Annotated in this window: 18 protein-coding genes and 1 tRNA gene; 14 read left to right on the top strand and 5 right to left on the bottom strand. The window is 62.0% G+C overall.

The window, feature by feature from the left end; genetic code table 11:
• Positions 1 to 12 precede the first annotated feature (12 nt).
• The 4 genes from rffA to MRY80_RS06720 all read left to right on the top strand — a co-directional run bounded on the left by rffA (position 13) and on the right by MRY80_RS06720 (position 3,938).
• Entirely contained in the window at positions 13 to 1,164 is a 1,152-nt protein-coding gene (gene rffA, locus MRY80_RS06735) for a dTDP-4-amino-4,6-dideoxygalactose transaminase (protein ID WP_293289284.1), read from the top strand.
• 87 nt (positions 1,165 to 1,251) lie between these two features.
• Complete coding sequence (locus MRY80_RS06730; protein ID WP_293289282.1) at positions 1,252 to 1,818, top strand: acyltransferase; 567 nt, start codon at positions 1,252 to 1,254, stop codon at positions 1,816 to 1,818.
• Between the two features lie 20 nt (positions 1,819 to 1,838).
• Entirely contained in the window at positions 1,839 to 2,774 is a 936-nt protein-coding gene (locus MRY80_RS06725) for a hypothetical protein (RefSeq protein WP_293289281.1), read from the top strand.
• A gap of 171 nt (positions 2,775 to 2,945) precedes the next feature.
• On the top strand, positions 2,946 to 3,938 hold the full coding sequence (locus MRY80_RS06720; RefSeq protein ID WP_293289279.1) for a hypothetical protein: 993 nt from the start codon (positions 2,946 to 2,948) through the stop codon (positions 3,936 to 3,938).
• A gap of 331 nt (positions 3,939 to 4,269) precedes the next feature.
• Here the strand turns inward: MRY80_RS06720 and nagA are convergent, their stop codons facing one another.
• Positions 4,270 to 5,364: an N-acetylglucosamine-6-phosphate deacetylase gene (nagA, locus tag MRY80_RS06715; RefSeq protein WP_293289277.1), complete on the bottom strand. Its 1,095-nt coding sequence runs from the start codon at positions 5,362 to 5,364 to the stop codon at positions 4,270 to 4,272.
• A gap of 109 nt (positions 5,365 to 5,473) precedes the next feature.
• Between nagA and MRY80_RS06710 the strand changes: the two genes are divergently transcribed.
• From MRY80_RS06710 to ugpC, 8 genes are all read left to right on the top strand, one after another.
• Complete coding sequence (locus MRY80_RS06710; protein WP_293289275.1) at positions 5,474 to 6,757, top strand: sugar ABC transporter substrate-binding protein; 1,284 nt, start codon at positions 5,474 to 5,476, stop codon at positions 6,755 to 6,757.
• A gap of 66 nt (positions 6,758 to 6,823) precedes the next feature.
• A complete protein-coding gene (locus MRY80_RS06705) occupies positions 6,824 to 7,714 on the top strand; it encodes a sugar ABC transporter permease (RefSeq protein ID WP_293289639.1) in 891 nt (296 codons plus the stop codon).
• On the top strand, positions 7,711 to 8,580 hold the full coding sequence (locus MRY80_RS06700) for a carbohydrate ABC transporter permease (protein WP_293289273.1): 870 nt from the start codon (positions 7,711 to 7,713) through the stop codon (positions 8,578 to 8,580). The genes MRY80_RS06705 and MRY80_RS06700 overlap by 4 nt, the downstream gene beginning before the upstream one ends.
• Positions 8,577 to 9,458 (top strand): ROK family protein, encoded by an 882-nt coding sequence (locus tag MRY80_RS06695; RefSeq protein WP_293289271.1) that lies wholly within the window; start codon positions 8,577 to 8,579, stop codon positions 9,456 to 9,458. The genes MRY80_RS06700 and MRY80_RS06695 overlap by 4 nt, the downstream gene beginning before the upstream one ends.
• Positions 9,455 to 10,198, top strand: a complete 744-nt coding sequence (locus tag MRY80_RS06690) for a GntR family transcriptional regulator (RefSeq protein ID WP_293289269.1) — start codon at positions 9,455 to 9,457, stop codon at positions 10,196 to 10,198. Before MRY80_RS06695 ends, MRY80_RS06690 begins: the two co-directional genes overlap by 4 nt.
• Positions 10,199 to 10,225: 27 nt before the next feature.
• The gene (locus MRY80_RS06685) at positions 10,226 to 11,020 is read left to right on the top strand and encodes a sugar isomerase domain-containing protein (protein WP_293289267.1); all 795 of its coding nucleotides are present in this window, start codon (positions 10,226 to 10,228) and stop codon (positions 11,018 to 11,020) included.
• Positions 11,021 to 11,057: 37 nt separating this feature from the next.
• Positions 11,058 to 12,086, top strand: a complete 1,029-nt coding sequence (locus tag MRY80_RS06680; RefSeq protein WP_293289265.1) for an SIS domain-containing protein — start codon at positions 11,058 to 11,060, stop codon at positions 12,084 to 12,086.
• Between the two features lie 23 nt (positions 12,087 to 12,109).
• Positions 12,110 to 13,237 carry a sn-glycerol-3-phosphate ABC transporter ATP-binding protein UgpC gene (gene ugpC, locus MRY80_RS06675; protein WP_293289263.1) on the top strand — a complete coding sequence of 376 codons (1,128 nt, stop codon included), beginning with the start codon at positions 12,110 to 12,112 and terminating at the stop codon, positions 13,235 to 13,237.
• 280 nt (positions 13,238 to 13,517) lie between these two features.
• Here the strand turns inward: ugpC and MRY80_RS06670 are convergent, their stop codons facing one another.
• The 3 genes from MRY80_RS06670 to MRY80_RS06660 form a co-directional block, all read right to left on the bottom strand.
• A complete protein-coding gene (locus MRY80_RS06670) occupies positions 13,518 to 13,742 on the bottom strand; it encodes a hypothetical protein (protein WP_293289261.1) in 225 nt (74 codons plus the stop codon).
• A 103-nt stretch (positions 13,743 to 13,845) separates the two neighbouring features.
• Positions 13,846 to 13,920 (bottom strand) — tRNA-Val (locus MRY80_RS06665).
• A gap of 82 nt (positions 13,921 to 14,002) precedes the next feature.
• Entirely contained in the window at positions 14,003 to 14,365 is a 363-nt protein-coding gene (locus MRY80_RS06660) for a response regulator (RefSeq protein WP_293289259.1), read from the bottom strand.
• Positions 14,366 to 14,584: 219 nt separating this feature from the next.
• Between MRY80_RS06660 and MRY80_RS06655 the strand changes: the two genes are divergently transcribed.
• Positions 14,585 to 15,475 (top strand): N-formylglutamate amidohydrolase, encoded by an 891-nt coding sequence (locus MRY80_RS06655; protein WP_293289257.1) that lies wholly within the window; start codon positions 14,585 to 14,587, stop codon positions 15,473 to 15,475.
• Between the two features lie 199 nt (positions 15,476 to 15,674).
• Positions 15,675 to 16,463: a histidinol-phosphatase gene (gene hisN, locus MRY80_RS06650; RefSeq protein WP_293289255.1), complete on the top strand. Its 789-nt coding sequence runs from the start codon at positions 15,675 to 15,677 to the stop codon at positions 16,461 to 16,463.
• Here the strand turns inward: hisN and MRY80_RS06645 are convergent.
• Positions 16,453 to 17,427 (bottom strand): alpha/beta hydrolase, encoded by a 975-nt coding sequence (locus tag MRY80_RS06645; RefSeq protein ID WP_293289253.1) that lies wholly within the window; start codon positions 17,425 to 17,427, stop codon positions 16,453 to 16,455. The genes hisN and MRY80_RS06645 overlap by 11 nt on opposite strands.
• Between the last annotated feature and the right edge of the window lie 10 nt (positions 17,428 to 17,437).

Here is a 17,437-nt window from a genome sequence, read left to right as displayed (position 1 = left end):
GAAAGGAACGCAGTGGCGGAGGTGAGGATCCCCTTTAACCGGCCATATGTCGTTGGGGAGGAGTTCGGTTTCATCCAGGCCGCCATCCGGGAAGGGCAACTTTCCGGCGACGGCGCCTTCACGCGTCTTTGCAACGAACTGATCGTCAAGGAGACCGGTGCAAGCGCCGCGCTGCTGACCCATTCCTGCACGGCTGCATTGGAGATGGCCGCGCTTCTCTGTGACATTGGGCCGGGGGACGAGGTGATCATGCCGTCCTTCACCTTCGTCTCCATGGCGAACGCGGTCGTCCTGCGCGGGGCGACCCCCGTTTTCGTCGATATCGATCCTGTCACGCTCAACATCGACCCGGGCAAGGTTGCGGCAGCCGTCACGCCGAGAACGCGTGCGATCTTCGTGGTGCATTACGCGGGCTTTCCCGCGGACATGGACCGGCTGGCCGAGATCGCCGCCGCGCATGACCTGTTCCTGGTCGAAGACGCCGCGCATGCCTATGGCTCCAGCTACAAGGGGCGTCCGGTCGGCTCGCTCGGCGATCTCGCGACGTTCAGTTTCCACGAGACGAAGAATGTCACGAGCGGCGAGGGCGGCGCGCTCGCGCTGCGCAGGGCCGACCTCGTCGCACGAGCGGAAATCATCCGCGAGAAGGGGACGAACCGCACCTCCTTCACGCGCGGCGAGGTGGATGCCTATCGATGGGTCGATGTCGGCTCATCCTTCCTGCCGGGCGAGCTGATGGCTGCGTTTCTCTATGCTCAGCTCAGGCATGCCGGATCGATCAGACAGAAGCGCCTGGCGCTGTTCGAGCGCTATGCCGAAGCGTTTCGCGATCTGGAGGCGGCGGGGCGTGTCGGCCTTCCGCATGCGTCGGACGATTGCGCCGGCAACGGCCACATGTTTTATCTTTTGATGCGCGATCGCGCCGACCAGGACGCTTTCATCGCGCATATGCGCGAGGCCGGCATCGTGACGCCCTTCCACTATGTTCCGTTGCACTCGTCACCTGCCGGTCGTCGCTTCGGCCGATCCACTGGCGATCTTCCCGTGACGAATGACACCGCCGAGCGCCTCGTTCGCCTGCCAATGTTCGCTGCACTGGATGCGGATATCGAGGTGGTGATCGAGGCGGCGCGAGCAAGCCTGCGCGACCGGCGCGCGGCCTGAGCCTTCTTCCGGTTCATCGCTGAAGCGGCTTTCCCGTGGCGTCAAAGCCGACTAGGTCTTGCGTTGGGTGAGCGCGGAGGAGGAGCCATGCCGTATCTGTCGCGTGACGCATTGGAGGCGCTCGGCTTCGCGTCGCTTGGCCGCGACGTGAAGATCAGCGACAAGGCCTCGATCTATGGCGCTGAACAGATGCATGTCGGCGACAACAGCCGCATCGACGATTTCTGCGTGATTTCCGGCCGCGTCGAACTGGGGCGCAATGTCTATGTGGGCCCGTTCGCGCTGGTCGCGGGCGGCATGCCCGGCATCGTGATGGAGGATTTCGTGACACTTTCCTATCACACGCAGGTCTTCACCCAATCCGACGATTACAGCGGCGCGACCATGACCAACCCGACCGTGCCGGCGCGCTACAAGACCGAAGTGAAGCAGCCGGTGCGCTTGTGCCGTCACAGCATTGTCGGCGCAGGGGCGATCGTCATGCCGGGCGTCACGTTATCGGCAGGCACCTCGGTGGGCGCGGCCGCCCTCGTCCGCGAGACGACCGAACCGTGGTCGATCTATGCGGGAGTTCCCGCCCGCAAGCTGAAGGACCGCAGGCGCGATCTCCTCGACCTGGAGGCACGCTACCTGGCGTCCGAGGCGGGCGAGTGATTCCCAGTCTCGGTCGAGGGATGAGGGGACGGGCGCGGCCTGACCGCCCGAACTATATCGTCTATGCGAGCTCATACGACCCGGATGGCGGCGGGTCGATATTCCTGCACCAGCTGGTTCACGCCCTGAATTCGCTTGGCGAGGAAGCCTATCTCTGGCCATGGCATCGCCCGCCGGGGCGGAGCCTCGACTGGACGTCCTTCAGGCACGGGTTGCGCGTTCTGCGTGGACGGACGCCGAGAGCTGTCTGGGAACCGTTCGCGGTCAGCACCGACCTCAACACGCCGTTGGCGACGGCGCGCGACCTGCGCTCTTCCAGCATCGTCGTCTATCCGGAAGTGACATTAGGCAATCCGCTCAAGGCCACCAACGTGGTCCGCTGGCTCCTCTACAGGCCGGGCCTGAGAGACCCTTATGCCTTCACGAAGGACGAGATGTTCTTCCGGGTCGGGGAAATCTGCGACATTCCGGAGATCACGGGCGGCGCGACGGATCTCTTCGTCTGGACGGTCAATCCGGCCTATCGCGACGAAGGGCGCAGCGACCGTGCCGGGGCGTGCTATCTCGTGCGCAAGGGCGCGAACACGCCGCGGATCCCTGAGACCGCGAATGCCGTTCAAATCGATGGCATGTCGCATGGCGAGATCGCCGAGATCTTCAATCGCAGCACCATCTTCTATTCCTATGACGAGGCGAGCTTCTACTCCCAATACGCCGCTTTGTGCGGGTGCCTGAGCGTCGTCGTCCCGTCGCGCTATTCTTGCCGCGAGGAATGGGTGCGCAATCACCCGCCGGGCCGCTACGGCATTGCCTACGGGCTCGACGATCTGACGCATGCGCGCGCAACCCGGCATCTCGTCGAGGGGTATCTGCGCCAGCAGGAAAAGGACGGGCAACGGACGGTGCAGCGTTTCGTCGACCTGACGCAGGCGCGTTTCCAGGCGAAGACCGCCTGACGATCCGGTTCGACCGAGTTGCTGCATCGACATGGTCTCCGTCGAAGAGCTCAATTCGGCAGTATTGCCGGGCGGATATTGCCCCTTCCGCTTCAGGTGTGCCGGAAAGCACATTCTTCTGCTTCGATTGGAGTCAGGCTTGCCGTCAAATTCTGTTGAAGGGGACTAGAGATGGCAGCTTTGAAAACAAATCCGATCATCTATTCTCAGTTGATCGCCGACATATCCGACTTCCTCGATTCCAAGCTTGTTGCCTCGGGCGAATGGCAAAAGTCATTCAGCCTGGATGGCAAGGGGTCTGCGTCCGGGGACGCGTTCTCCGATTTCATCAAGGTGCTCGGTTCGATCTCCGACGCTTTCGATGCGGGGAATTTTCAGACCGCGGTCGATCTGATCACCAAGCTCGGAAGCGTCGTCGAGGCGATGGATTTCGGGATCCTGACCGATTTCATCAATGTCACGGATGCGGCGGGCGACGATCTGTTGCTCGATCTTCTGGACATCGGGCCGCGCGGCGGATCCTATCTCGCCAACGAGGACGGTTCCTCCACTGACGACGGCCTCCTGGGTGGCCAGCACACCAACGGTCTCGGCAAGGGCGACACCGCCAATGACGGCGAGGGCGGCTCGGATGGCGGAAGCACCGCCGACAGCCTGCTGGGCGGCCAACACACGACCGGCCTGGGCGGTGGCGGCACCTCCAATGAATCCGGCGAGGGCGGCGGCGGAAACACCGAGGACAGTCTTCTGGGCGGTCAACACACGACCGGAATTCCCAAGACCTCGACGAGTGACCCCGACGGGCCGGTCTACAAGGCCGACATGACATCGGAAGAGATGGAGGAGTTCCTCGCGAGCCTGCGCGAACGATTGATTCTGAAGGATGGCGACGACAATGGCCTGGACATCCAGGATGGTGCCGCGCTGATCGCGATGCTGTCGGACACCAAGTTCGACTTCGTGTCCTACCCCTCGGGCGAGGGCGGGGACGACGGCTGGAACGACATCCTCCTGTCTGACCTGATCGACGAGAAGGGCGACAAGGCGGAGGATTTCTGGATCTCAGTCACCATCCCGGGCGACTTCGGCGGCGATCTGGGCGGCCTCGGCCCGCTGGATCCGATCGCCGGAGGCGACCTGTTCATTCACATCGACTATCTTTGATCGGTAGCGGGGGATCGGCTCGTGACGGGCCGATTCTCGAAGCCAGTGAGGCTGCTTTGTCTCAAGGTGCTTTTCGGGATGATGGTGGGCGGCACTGGGATCGAACCAGTGACCCCGACGATATCAACATTCCGGACCTACCGGAACGCGTTGGAACTCCGGGAAAAGAGCACTTCGCAAAAGGCCGTGCCGGGCAGATTCGGCACCAGTATGAGGCTCAACAGGGTCGGTGACCCTACCTGGAACGACGTATGTCGCTTGTTGTGATACCGGATCAGCGTTCGATGCCAAGTCGATGTGTGAGCCGATTGTTCACAACGTCTAAGTTCGTTCACGATCCGCTGAACTCAGTTCCCCGCAAGACAACTGACTTCATCTCGAGAGATTCGTCGACAATCACGAGGTCCGCGATCGCACCTGGCGCGATGCGGCCGCGGTCGCGAATGCCCAAATAGTCCGCCGCAATGGTTGATGTCCTTCGCGACGCCTCTTCCGGCGAGAGCCCGATTTCCACGAGATTGCGGAATGCCTGGTGCATCGTGAGGCTGGAGCCGGCGAGCGTTCCGTCCTCGAGCCGAACGCCATTTCCGCATTTGCGCACATGCTGCGTACCCAAACGGTAATCGCCATCGGGCATACCCGATGCCGGGGTCGCGTCGGTGACGGCATAGAGGTTCGGGATGGCCCGGAGAGCTGCCCTGATGGCGCCCGGATGGACGTGCAGGAGATCGGGAATGAGTTCGGCATGTTCCGCGTGGGCGAGAGCGGCGCCGACGATGCCCGGTGCGCGATGGTGTAGCGGCGACATCGCGTTGAACATATGGGTTACGCCGTGGCGACCGCCCAGGAAACACTTCGCGGCGGTTTCGTAATCGCAGGACGAATGCCCGATCTGCACGCGGACGCCACGGTCGCGCAGCCAGCGTGTCATCGCGCCGTCCGGATCCGCCTCCGGCGCGCAGGTCACAACTCGGATTTCGGCGAGCGCCATCAAGCGCTGCATCAGCGCCGTGTCGCCATCGATCGCGAAGTCCGGCTGCGCGCCGAGCTTCTCGCGATCGATGAAGGGGCCTTCGAGATGGACTCCGAGAATGGCGGCCTCGTCGTTTCGCAAGGCGCTCGCGCAGTCGCGGACGGAAACGAGTGCTGCCTCAATGTCGATGAGCGGCGCGGTCATCGTTGTGGCGAGAAATGCCGTCGTGCCGTTTGCCGCGTGCGCGCTCGCGACGCGGCTTGGGGCGTCGCCGGCCTCCATGATGTCAGCTCCTCCACCGCCATGGCAATGCAGGTCGATGAAGCCGGGCAGGATCAGGTCGTTTCCCACCACACCACGCTTCTCGATCCGGGCGATCCGTCCGTGCTCGATCGACACCCGGGCGTTGCGGAGGCCGTCCGGGGTAAGCACGCGCCCCTCGATGACTGTCATGGCGATTTTTCTCCGAAGTGATTTACAGACAAATCGTTATGTGGTTATAACCTATTTTAGGAATGATTGTCACCACCTATCCACGTCCGCATTCCGAGGGAGAACCGGCATGAACGCAATGACCAAGATCCGCATCGCAGCATTCGCCGCCACTGTATTGACGCCCTTCGCGGCCTCCGCGCAGGACGTCGAACTTACCTATTTGACGCACTGGGCTCCGGATACCGTCAAGCTCCTCGAAGAGGCTGCAAGCGCCTATAGCGAGCAGAATCCCGGCGTCACGATTTCCGTCCGCGCGGTTCCTTTCGGAGATCTGCTGACGACGATTCGCTCCGGCGGTTCGGGCGATGGCCCGACCATCGCGAGCATCTACGACCTTTGGCTTCCCGAACTCGTTCGTGACGGACTTGTCGCGCCCGCACCGCAATCCGTTTCAGACGAGGTGACGTCCGAATGGCCCGAGGGCATTGCCTCCGCGGCGGCCGTCAATGGTCAAATTTACGGCATCCCCAATGAAATCAACGTCTACGCCCTGAACTACAACAAGGCGATGTTCGAGGAAGCGGGTATTTCCGCGCCCCCGACAACCTGGGCCGAACTCCAGGATGCGGCCGCGAAGCTGAGCGCGGACGGCAAGCAGGGCTTCGGCCTGATCAATTCCTGGGCGGCGGGCGTCGTTCACCCCTTCGCGTCTCTTCTTGCCTCCAACGGTGGAGCGCTGATCGCTGACGGCAAGCCGCAGCTCGACAGCCAGCAGGCGCTCGAGACGTTCGAGCTCTACGAGACCATGATCAAGGAAGGTTACACCGATCCCGCGATGGGAACGTCGGATGCCAACACGACAGGGCCGTTCCTGGACAATTTCGTGTCCGGCAATACCGGCATGATCATCATGGCGAACTGGTGGGAAAGCGCGCTGAAGGCCGGCATGGGCGAGGATGTCGCCAATATCGGAACCGCGCCGATTCCGGTCGGACCGAGCGGCGATACGTCGCGGTCGATTTCCTATTCCTGGATGACCGTGGTCAACGCCGGCGCCGAGGATACGGAACAGGCCGCCGCCTGGGATTTCCTGGCGTGGCTGGACGGACCAGCTTCCGGCGAGAACGGCGCTTCGGCGATGGCTGGGATCCTGCAGTCGATGGGTATCCTGCCATCGCGCACTTCGGATGTCGCGGCGTTCGAGGAAGCGCTGGGCCGCCCGTTCCTCGAGGGTTATGTCTCGTCGCTCGAAAACGCGCGTGCCTTCCCGGTCGTCCTCGGCGGTCAGGAGTTCTCCGACGCGCTCCAGCAGGTGATCGAACAGCTGGAGTATGGACAGATTTCTGCGCAGGAGGCTCAACAGAACGCTCAGGCCGACGCGGATTCCATTCTCGAACGCGCGCAGCGCTAGGTCGCGGCGGCAACTTCATTGGCGGGCGCGTTTCGGCGCGCCCGCGTCATTTGGGTCTGGATATCGATGCGCGCTGAGAAACGGTCGGCCTGGATCATGGTGTCACCAGCGGTGGCGCTGATCGGTGTCTTCATTTTCGTGCCGATGGTGCTGACGATCTGGTTGTCGTTTCACCAATGGTCGACACAGACCGGATTCGAGGCCGCGCGTTTTGTTGGCCTCCGCAACTATGAAGACATTCTCGGTCCGATATCGGTGGGACGGGATTTCAAGCGGGCTTTCCTGAACACGGCCATCTATACGGCTCTCTCGGTCATCGCGATCCTGCCGCTTTCCGTGATTTTCGGGCTGCTTGTCTATCAGAGCCGAGTCGCGGGCGGGCAATTCCTGCGCACGATACTGTTCTCCACCTACATGGTGCCTATGATCGCCGTTGCGCTGGTCTGGTCGAAGCTCTATTCGCCGAGCGAGGGGCCGTTGAACCAGATCCTTTCCTGGATCGGGATCGGACCTCAGGCATGGCTGTCATCGCCCGACACCGCTCTCTATTCCATCGTCATTCTTAATGTTTGGCAGCAGGTCGGCTACTTCACAATTCTCGCCATCGCGGGTCTCACCCAGATACCGTCGTCGCTTCATGAGGCGGCCAGGATCGATGGGGCGAACCCGGTTCAGGAATTCTTCGGAGTGACCCTGCCGCTGTTGCGGCGGACCTTGCTGTTCTCGGCGGTGATTGCCGTGATCAACGCGGTCCAGGTCTTCGAGCCAGTTGCGCTGATCACCCAGGGCGGCCCCGCAAATTCGACGAATGTGCTGACCTTCCATATCCGACGCGTTGGCATCGAGCGCGCGCAGGGCGGGCTGGGTTCCGCGATGGCGGTGATGCTGATGCTCTCTCTAATCGTCGTGATCGTCCTGATATTCTCGCTCGCGCGTCAGAAGGAGGAGAGGACATGACGGCGATGTCGCCGGGAAGGCGCAGCCTGCGCAGGATTCGCCGTCATACTGGCAATTCCCTGCTCTTCTTTGCGATCGTCGCGATTTCGGTGATCGCCGCATTTCCGCTGGTCTGGATGTTGCTGTCGAGCCTGAAGACACCGGCCGAAAGCATGCAGACGCCACCCGTCTGGATCCCGTCCACGCCCTCGCTGACGGCCTATCGTGAAGTTGCCGACGTCATCGATGCTGCACGATCATTCTGGAATTCCGCGGTGATCGCCACGGTAACGACGGCCGGTATTCTGGTGACCAGTCTCATGGCGGGTTATGCCTTTGCGAAGTACCGTTTCCGCGGCCGGGATATCCTGTTTGCCGTGCTGATATCGACGATGTTTCTGCCTCCGATCGTCGTGCTGATACCGTTGTTCCGAATGGTCACCTACATGGGTCTGGACGGTCACCTGTTCGGTGTCATCGTTCCCTATCTGGCGAACGCATTCGGCATTTTCCTCATGCGGCAATTCATTGCCGGCGTTCCGGACGATCTCATCGATGCGGCTCGCGTCGACGGTGCGTCGGAATTACGTATCGTCTTCTCGGTGGTCGCGCCGGCAGTAATCCCGGCCATTGCTGCCCTCGCGCTGTTCGCGTTCGTCTACCACTGGAATACTTATCTCTGGCCGCTCACCGTGCTGCAGGGCAACACGGATGACTATCCGATCGTGCTTAGCCTCGGTCGCCTCCTGAGCTACAACAGGGGCGCGATGAACACCGGTCTCGTGATGGCGGGTGCGACGCTGGCCGTTTTGCCGCCATTGTTGCTCTTCGTGTTCCTGCAGCGCTTCTTCGTCGACAGCATCGTCAGCACGGGGGTCAAGGGATGAGCGCGACCCTGTGCATCGATCTCGGTGGGACAAACCTTCGAGCGGGCGTGATAGCCGAAGGTTCCGTGGCGGAGCCGCAACCTGTCGGCCACTGGCCCGCACCAGAAAGCCTTGGCGCGTTTCGTGACAGGATCGATGATCTCATCTCCGCACACGGTGTTTCGCGCCTCGGGGTCGCGGTGCCCGGTCTTGCGACCGGTTCGCGCTGCGCCTGGGTACCTAATCTTCCGTATCTCGACGGGGTCGATCTGGCCTCGACCTTCCCGGATGTCCGGCTGGCGCTTGGAAACGATGCCCAGCTGGCGCTGCTGGCCGAGGCAGCCCATGGCGCGGCACAAACCGTTTCCAATGCAATTCTCCTGGCCATCGGTACAGGGATTGGTTCGGCTGTTCTTGCCGACGGGCGCATCGTTCGTGGCGCGAACGGCGCTGCGACATCCTTTGGATGGGCGAGTGCCGACATGAGTGACGGCGGTGACGACAAGCATGGCTGGCTTGAACGGCAGGCCTCGGGACGAGCGCTCGATGCCCTTGCCCGCCGCACGGAGTTGAACAAGGGAGCCGATCTCATTGCCGCGGCAACAGAAGGCCATGCGGATGCCAAAGCGGTTCTTGCAGGCCCGGCAAATGCCCTAGCGGCGACGCTTGCCGGAGCGGTCGCTCTCCTCGGCAGCGAGGCGGTAATCGTTTCGGGTGGCGTAGCCGAGGGCATCGGTGTGCTTTCGCCGATGATCCTGCCTGCACTGAGGCGTCAGCTTCCGCCGCATCTGCGAGCAATCGAAATCGTGACGGGACGTTTTGGACCGCGTGCAAGCCTCTTTGGAGCCGGGCTTGCCGCAGGAGTGCACGCACTTTGGACGGGGAGGGAGGGCTCATGAAAATCGGCAATATCGCTCGGCCGGACCGCAAGCGGCCGGAACCGCTCTGGCACCAGGCCGAATCGGCTCTGCGGTCACTTATCGCCGACGGGACGTGGCAGGACGGTACGCAACTCCCCAACGAGGGAAAACTCAGCGAGATGCTGGGTGTCAGCCGCATCACGATCCGGCATGCGCTCGGCAACTTGGAGGAATCGGGCCTGCTGCGACGTGAACACGGACGCGGGACTTTCGTGCGAAGCTCGACGGTTATCGCCGGTGTTCGCGGTCTGACGAGCTTCACGCAGGAGATGGCTGACCGGGGACTGGTGGTCGGTTCCACGATTCTGGAGATGATCGAATTGCCTGCCGATACGGAAGTCGCGGGCGCGCTTGAAATCCCGGAAGGCTCGCCCGTCGTCAAGCTCCGCCGGTTGAGGGCGGGCAACGATCAACCCATCGGCATCCAGACTGCTTACCTGCCGTCCGGCCGCGTTACCGGGCTGCTGGAAATCGCAGAACCCATCCTCTCGCTCTACGACGTCCTGCGCGACCGGTTCGCGATCGAGCCGAAACTGGCCCGCGAAATTTATCGCGTAGGCACCGTCTCGGAGCAGGATGCGTCGCTACTCGATGTCGACGCCGGCAGCCCTGCCTTCATCGTTCGCAGGATCACCTCCGACAGCAAGGGCCCATTCGAATTTGCGGTCTCGACCATGCGGGGAGACCGCTACGAGATCCGTTCCAAACTTCACATTTGAAATCGCTATAGAAAGGCATCGAATATAATGACCACGCTCTATATCAGCCGTTTGCTCGAACTGGCGGAGCGCGCAGCCAAGGATAACGCGCAGGCGTTCGAGGCTGCCGCGACCGCTCTCGCCGAGACCCTCGCGGGCAAGGGGTTGATCCACCTCTACGGTTCGGGCCATTCCGTTCTGCCGGCGCAAGAAACCTTTCCGCGCTACGGCAGTTATGTCGGTTTCAACCCGCTCACCGATCCGCGCCTGATGTGGCATAACGTGCTGGGCGCCGGTGGCGTGCGAGAGCTGCTCTGGCTGGAGCGCACCGAAAATTACGCCGACAAGTTTCTCGATCACCAGCCGCTCAATCCCGGCGACAGCATCGTGATCTTCGGCCATAGCGGCCGCAATGCGTCCGGTATCGATACGGCGCTCTACGCGAAGAAGCGCGGCATGACCGTCATCGCGATCAACGCGAAGGCGAATCTGGACAAACCGGCGACTCATTCCTCCGGCAAGCGCCTGGCCGACGCCGCGGATGTCGTGATCGACACCTGCGCACCGATCGAGGACGCCATCGTGCCCGTGGACGGCTGGTCGCGCCCGGTCGCGGGGTCGTCGACCGTGCTGGCGATGATGATGATGCACGAGCTCGTCGCGCAGACAGCACAGAAACTCGCCGAGAAGGGTATCGAACTGCCGACATTCGCGTCGCCCACGATCGAGGGTGTGACGTTGCACGATACCGACCAGATCTATGGCGAGTATCGCGCCCGCATGATCGACGCCCAGGAGAAGCATCTCGACTTCTTCAAGTCGCGAATGAAAGGGGATGCCTGATCCAGCGGCTCGCGCGCGACATGGTTCGGAGACGCGAATGGTTGAGACGATGATGGCGCGCGAGACACGGGAGATTCCCGAGGTCTCGCGCAGACAGCTGACGGACGGGCTGGATGCCTATCGCGAGATCGGGGCGCGTTTTCGACGCCTCGATCCGCCCGTGCTCGTAACGGCTGCACGCGGTTCTTCGGACCATGCGGCCTCCTACCTGAAATATGTGGTGGAGACGCATGTGGGGCGGCCCGTCGCGTCGCTTGGTCCGTCCGTCGCTTCGGTCTATGGGACGCGGTTGCGTCTGGACGGCGCAGCGCTGATTGCGATCTCGCAGTCCGGCGCGAGCCCCGATCTTCTGTCGCTTGTCACCGCTGGTGCGCAGGGCGGGGCGACGACGGCCGCGCTGGTCAATGCCGGCGGATCTCCGCTCGAGGAATTGGTCGATCTGCCAGCGCCGCTGCTTGCGGGGCCGGAGGTCTCTGTGGCTGCGACGAAGAGCTATGTGGCATCGTTGATCGCGATGGCCTGTATCGTCGCGGAATGGACCGGAGACAGCGACCTTGAAGAGGGACTCCACGCCTTGCCGGACGCACTTGACCGCGCAATCTCAGCCGATTGGACGGCTGCCGACGAGGCCTTCCGGGCGCCCGGGCCGATCTTCTGCGTGGGCCGCGGCATGGGCCTGGCGGTCGCGGCGGAAGCGGCGCTCAAGTTCAAGGAAACCTGCCGGCTCCATGCGGAGGCCTACAGTTCCGCGGAAGTCCTCCATGGCCCGTTCGCGCTCGCCGATGCGGGATTGAAAGGACTCTTCTTCGTGCCGTCGGACGAAAGCCGCGGAGGGGTCCTGGAAACCGCTCAAAGGATGCGGGAAGCCGGGGCGGATGTTTGGCTCGTCGACGATTTCGATGGGGAAATTCCGGGCCATCTCGAAAGCCCCGCTGCTCCGCATCCGGCGTTGACGCCGATCTGTCAGGCGGTTTCCTTCTATGTTTTCATCGAGCGTCTGTCGCGCAAGCTCGGAAACGATCCCGACAATCCGCGCCATCTCAGGAAAGTGACGCGGACCGTGTAGGTCCGTCCGGAAAGACGAACTTCATGGCCACGCTGCAATTGGAAAACATCTCGAAATCCATCGGCGCCGTCGAGATCATTCGCAACGTCGATCTCAAGGTTGCCGACGGCGAGTTCATCGTTTTCGTTGGGCCTTCGGGCTGCGGAAAATCGACACTGTTGCGGATGATCGCCGGTCTCGACGACGTCAGCGACGGCAATGTGCGCATCGGCGGCGAGATCTGCAACGACGAGTCTCCCAAGGAGCGCGGCATTGCGATGGTCTTCCAGACCTATGCGCTCTATCCGCATAAGACCGTCTACCAGAACATGGCGTTCGCCCTCAAACTGTCGCGGCGACCCAAGGACGAGATCGACCGGCGTATCAGGGACGCCGCAAAGATACTCCAGATGGAGCATTTGTTGGAGCGCAAGCCGGGGCAACTGTCTGGGGGGCAGCGGCAGCGCGTCGCGATCGGTCGCGCGATCGTTCGCAATCCAAAAGTGTTCCTGTTCGACGAACCGCTATCGAACCTTGATGCGGCCTTGCGCGTCAGCATGCGCCGCGAGATCGCCCGGCTGCATGCCCGGCTCGAAGCGACGATGATCTACGTCACCCATGATCAGGTGGAAGCGATGACGCTGGCCGACCGCATTGTCGTCCTGAATGCCGGCGAAGTGCAGCAGGTCGGAACGCCGCTGGAGCTCTACCATGCACCGCGCAATCTGTTCGTGGCCGGCTTCCTCGGGTCGCCGAAGATGAACTTCATCGAATGTCGAGTCGTCTCCGCCGACACGACGGGCTTGCGCGTGGCAAGCGACGAATTCGGCGAGAGCCACATCCCGGTTGCAGACGGCCGCGACGCGAGAGCGGGAGAAAGCGTGACGCTCGGGATTCGTCCGGAAGATCTGGTTCTCGACCCCGCGGGGAAAGAAGCAGGAAACGCGACAATAACCCTTGTCGAGGAACTGGGTGACGAAACGCTTGTGGAGGCGGTGTCTCCGACGGGAACCGAATTCGTCATCAAGGCCCGCGAGCGGTCCGGATTGCGTGCCGGCGACGAGGTCCATCTGACTTTCTCGCAGACAGTCGCCCATCTCTTCGACGGCAAAGGAGTTGCATTCGAGAGAAGTGAATCAGAGCATGTAATATCGTCTGCGGTTTCGTCGTGACCGATCTGAACCGCGCCGGGCTTGCCAAAGGCTGGTTGGCATGAGCTACGCGGCCTCTAATGACATATCCAGAACAGCGTAGAAGTCAGTTGTGACATCTACTGGCGGGACGTATGCGATGGGTATTAATAGGCAGCGGTTGTTAGACTGATCGACCCATTCGATTGCAGCATGTTCCGCGGCGTCGATGCAGCGCTTTGGCACACGGCGATGAAAGGCTTTTGCTCTGCGAAAGTCGTTGTCGTACTTGACCGGGATACATTTGAGAGACCTCAAGTCGTCATACAAACGGCAGTTTGTGGGCGCGCTGCACCAAATCACCGACTAAGATTGTTTCCAGAGCCTTCTTGCCGGGTATAGTTTCTTGCCTGTCCGCCTGCGCCTCCATCCGCCTCGCCCATTCTTTGGTGTCTTTCAGCTGACGGCACAAGCGGGAGATTGATGGGACACGGTGTCCGCAGATTTCGGCCTGACATTTTTCCCGATGCTTGCGGATTGCAGCCATCGCGAAGCCTCTGCTGTGACCAGAGTATGGCCAGTAGAAATGCTTAAGGTTCGTTCGTCGGAAAATTGTCAACCTAAGTGTCAGTAATAACTTAGGTTTTGGATGGTGGGCGGTACTGGGATTGAACCAGTGACCCCTACGATGTCAACGTAGTGCTCTCCCGCTGAGCTAACCGCCCGTCCAGAGCCGCGCATACACCACAAGAGACGGGGCCGGTCAATAGGTTCCGTGTCAGATTTGTGGCGGTCGTGCCGAGGCGGTCAGGCGGCCTTGATGAGCTTGTCGACTTCGGAGACCAATTCGCGCAGATGGAACGGCTTCGACAGGACCTTGGCGTCCTTCGGTGCGTTGGAATCCGGGTTCAGTGCGACGGCGGCGAAGCCGGTGATGAACATCACCTTGAGGTCCGGATCGAGTTCTGTGGCACGGCGGGCCAGTTCGATGCCGTCCATCTCCGGCATGACGATGTCGGTCAGGAGAAGCGAGAAGGGCTCCTCGCGCAGCCGTTCATAGGCGCTTGCGCCATTGTCGAAGTCGATGACCTGGTATCCGGCCCTCTCCAGCGCCTTCACCAGAAAGCTGCGCATGTCGTTGTCGTCTTCGGCAAGAAGGATGCGGTTCATGATTGTCCCGTTCGCTGCGCCGCCCGGCGGCAAGGCTGGAAATGTTGCCCCACTCATTACCGGACAGGGTAAATATCGGGTTTATTTCACGCTCAAACCGGGGCGCTTGGCAAGCGTTTTTGGCACGCAGCGCCTTGCGCGAGGCTGGACAGGGGGCAGGTCACCTGTCAACAATCGCAGGGCGAACACAGGAATCACCGACCCGGACCGACGCCCATCATGTACAGCGATCCCGATTTCTCGGAGCATCCGGCCTTCGAGGTGCGGCAGCCGGCCGATCAAAGGGTGCCCTTCGTGTTCAACTCGCCGCATAGCGGCCGTTTCTACCCGTCCCGTTTCCTGCAAATGAGCCGCCTCGACGCGGTTTCGATCCGCCGGTCGGAGGATTTTTTCGTCGACGAGTTGTTCTCGGGCGCGGTGCCGCAGGGCGCGCCGATGCTGCTGGCGCATTTCCCGCGCGCCTACCTTGACGTCAACCGCGAGCCCTACGAGCTCGATCCGCGCATGTTTGGCGACCGGCTGCCGCCCTTCGCCAACTCCCGCTCCATCCGGGTCGCCGGCGGGCTGGGCACGGTGCCTCGGGTCGTTTCGGAGGGGATCGAGATCTATCGCTCCCGAATTCCTGTGGCGGAGGCGAAGGACCGAATCGCCAATATCTACAAGCCGTATCACCAGGCGCTGCGCGACCTGCTGGCAAAGACCCATCGCCGTTTCGGTTATGCCGTGCTGATCGATTGTCATTCCATGCCGGCATCGGTGCGCTACGGAACGGAAGGCATCCGGCCCGACTTCATCATCGGCGACCGGTTCGGCGCCAGCGCGAGCCGGGGGCTGAGCGAGGCGGCGGCCGAGATCCTCTCCGGCATGGGCTATCTGGTGACTGCCAACAAGCCCTATGCAGGCGGCTTCATCACCGAGCATTACGGCCGGCCGCTCAAGGGGCTGCATGCGCTTCAGATCGAAGTCAATCGCGGTCTCTACATGGACGAGCAGACCATCACCAAGAAGCCGTCCTTCGCCCTCCTGAAGGAAGACCTCGCCAGCTTCATCGATCGGTTGATGGCGCTGCCGGACAGCCGCTTCCACGACTATTCCATCGCGGCCGAATAGGCAGAGCGGGCCGACTTCTCAAAAAAGTGGCCGCATCGGAGACGACGCGGCCAAAGTCTGGGGAGGAAACGCCCAAGGAGGGCGTGGCAGCGGACTGCCGAGATTCAGAGTATGTTGCGATGCACAATTGTCAATGTGCGCTGCCGCATTTTTTAGAGGGCCACTTGAGTCTTTTGCCCAGATTCCCCAGAAAGCACGCATGACAGATCAAAATCTCCCCGATGTTGCGTTCCTGCAACGACTTGCCGCTGCGGCAGCCGCCGAGACGCTGCCCTTGTTTCGCAGCGTCTCGCTGATCGACAACAAGGATCAGGACGGCTTCGATCCCGTAACTGCGGCCGACAAGCAGGCGGAGGCGGCGATTCGCGCCGTGATCGAGGAAGTCTATCCCGATCACGGGATCATCGGCGAGGAATACGGCACGGTGCGCGCGACGGCGTCGCATGTCTGGATCATCGACCCCATCGACGGAACGCGCGCCTTCATCTCGGGATTGCCGGTTTGGGGAACACTGGTTGGGCTGAGGGTCGACGGTGTGTCGAAGGCCGGCTTCATGTCGCAGCCCTACACCGGCGAGCTCTTCGTCGCTGATGGCGAAGCCAGCATGTTGTTGCGAGACGGTAAGGCGCCGGTGGAGCTTGCCACCCGCAAGCATCACGCGGTGGAGGAGGCGACGCTGTTCACCACCACGCCTGCGCTTTTCAAGGATGCCAAGCGCACGGCCTATGATCGACTGGAGTCCAGGGTGCGGCTACCCCGCTATGGATGCGATTGCTACGCGTTCGCCATGCTCGCGGCGGGCTTCGCCGACATCGTCATCGAGGCCGGGCTGCAGACCTACGACATTGCCGCGCTGATCCCCCTGATCGAACTTGCGGGTGGGGTGGTCACCACCTGGGAGGGGGGAAATGCCGTCGATGGTGGTGACGTGATCGCTGCTGCGACGCCCGCGCTGCATGCCGCAGCGCTCGACATCCTCAATCGCTGAGCTTGTCGATATGCTCCGGTCCCGAGCCGGGCACGAAGGTGTTGAAGGCGGCGAAGAACTGCTCGCGGAACGGATCGGCTTCCTGCAGGATCTCGTGGGACGCCCCGTCGATGGTCAACAGGGACGCCGAGCGCAGGTTGGCCACCAATTGTCGGATCGCTTCGTTTGAGACCACGCGCTCTTCGCCTGCCATGAAGACCAGCGTCGGGATGATGGTCTTGGCGAGGTGGGCGGGGTCGTTGACCTTGTCGATGGCGTCGAACACGGCGGAGACCCAGGCGGCCGATGGGCCGCCGAGCTTCAATTCCGGAAAACGGATCGGCAGGGAAATGTTGCGCGCGTAGCGATGGGCGTCGCTCGTCACCGGGTTGTTGACCTGAAACGGCTTGTTGACCCGCCGGTTTGCCCGGTTCGAGACGCCGAGATTGCCCAGGCCGAGGAAGCTCATCGACTTCGTGGCCGTGCGCATCAGCCATTCCTGGCGTTCCGAGACGGGCATTCCCAGGAAGGGCGCGAGCAGCACCATGCGGTGGATCCGGTTGACCATGCGCGGGGCGAGGAGCAGGGCAACAAGGCCGCCGGTGGAGTGGGCGAGGATGAAATAGGGCGGTCTGCAGTCCGGAAGGACGACATGCCGGAACACCGTTTCGGCATCGACCGCATATTGCTCGAAACTGTCGACATAGCCGGCGTCGCTCGTTTCGAAGAAGCGGCTGGATCGGCCCTGTCCGCGCCAGTCGAAGGTGGCGACGTCGAACCCGGCGCTGATGAAGTCGCCGATCGTCTCGAAGTATTTCTCGATCGTCTCGTTGCGGCCCTGCAGCAGGAAAACCGATCCCTTCACGGGATTCCGGTCGGTCCTGAAGGCGGCGTAGCGGATCGAAAACCCGTCCGGCGTCTCCACGAAGCCGTCGGAATAGACAGGGGGATTGGGGTTGTGTTCGAAAAGCCGGAGTTCCGTCATCGCCTACGGG

Source organism: Oricola sp. (genome assembly GCF_022763245.1).
In the GTDB taxonomy this organism is placed as follows: Bacteria; Pseudomonadota; Alphaproteobacteria; order Rhizobiales; family Rhizobiaceae; genus Oricola.
Note: the sequence above shows the minus strand (reverse complement) of the source record. Positions and strands in the feature narration are given on the sequence as shown.

Excerpts from the sequence above, each read along its gene's own strand:
- MRY80_RS06660 (WP_293289259.1), bottom strand. The coding sequence starts at position 14,365 with ATGAACCGCATCCTTCTTGCCGAAGACGACAACGACATGCGCAGCTTT.
- MRY80_RS06720 (WP_293289279.1), top strand. The coding sequence starts at position 2,946 with ATGGCAGCTTTGAAAACAAATCCGATCATCTATTCTCAGTTGATCGCC.
- MRY80_RS06730 (WP_293289282.1), top strand. The coding sequence starts at position 1,252 with ATGCCGTATCTGTCGCGTGACGCATTGGAGGCGCTCGGCTTCGCGTCG.
- MRY80_RS06710 (WP_293289275.1), top strand. The coding sequence starts at position 5,474 with ATGAACGCAATGACCAAGATCCGCATCGCAGCATTCGCCGCCACTGTA.
- MRY80_RS06705 (WP_293289639.1), top strand. The coding sequence starts at position 6,824 with ATGCGCGCTGAGAAACGGTCGGCCTGGATCATGGTGTCACCAGCGGTG.
- MRY80_RS06670 (WP_293289261.1), bottom strand. The coding sequence starts at position 13,742 with ATGGCTGCAATCCGCAAGCATCGGGAAAAATGTCAGGCCGAAATCTGC.
- nagA (WP_293289277.1), bottom strand. The coding sequence starts at position 5,364 with ATGACAGTCATCGAGGGGCGCGTGCTTACCCCGGACGGCCTCCGCAAC.
- MRY80_RS06690 (WP_293289269.1), top strand. The coding sequence starts at position 9,455 with ATGAAAATCGGCAATATCGCTCGGCCGGACCGCAAGCGGCCGGAACCG.
- MRY80_RS06700 (WP_293289273.1), top strand. The coding sequence starts at position 7,711 with ATGACGGCGATGTCGCCGGGAAGGCGCAGCCTGCGCAGGATTCGCCGT.
- MRY80_RS06695 (WP_293289271.1), top strand. The coding sequence starts at position 8,577 with ATGAGCGCGACCCTGTGCATCGATCTCGGTGGGACAAACCTTCGAGCG.
- MRY80_RS06725 (WP_293289281.1), top strand. The coding sequence starts at position 1,839 with ATGAGGGGACGGGCGCGGCCTGACCGCCCGAACTATATCGTCTATGCG.
- MRY80_RS06680 (WP_293289265.1), top strand. The coding sequence starts at position 11,058 with ATGGTTGAGACGATGATGGCGCGCGAGACACGGGAGATTCCCGAGGTC.
- MRY80_RS06685 (WP_293289267.1), top strand. The coding sequence starts at position 10,226 with ATGACCACGCTCTATATCAGCCGTTTGCTCGAACTGGCGGAGCGCGCA.
- hisN (WP_293289255.1), top strand. The coding sequence starts at position 15,675 with ATGACAGATCAAAATCTCCCCGATGTTGCGTTCCTGCAACGACTTGCC.
- ugpC (WP_293289263.1), top strand. The coding sequence starts at position 12,110 with ATGGCCACGCTGCAATTGGAAAACATCTCGAAATCCATCGGCGCCGTC.
- MRY80_RS06655 (WP_293289257.1), top strand. The coding sequence starts at position 14,585 with ATGTACAGCGATCCCGATTTCTCGGAGCATCCGGCCTTCGAGGTGCGG.
- MRY80_RS06645 (WP_293289253.1), bottom strand. The coding sequence starts at position 17,427 with ATGACGGAACTCCGGCTTTTCGAACACAACCCCAATCCCCCTGTCTAT.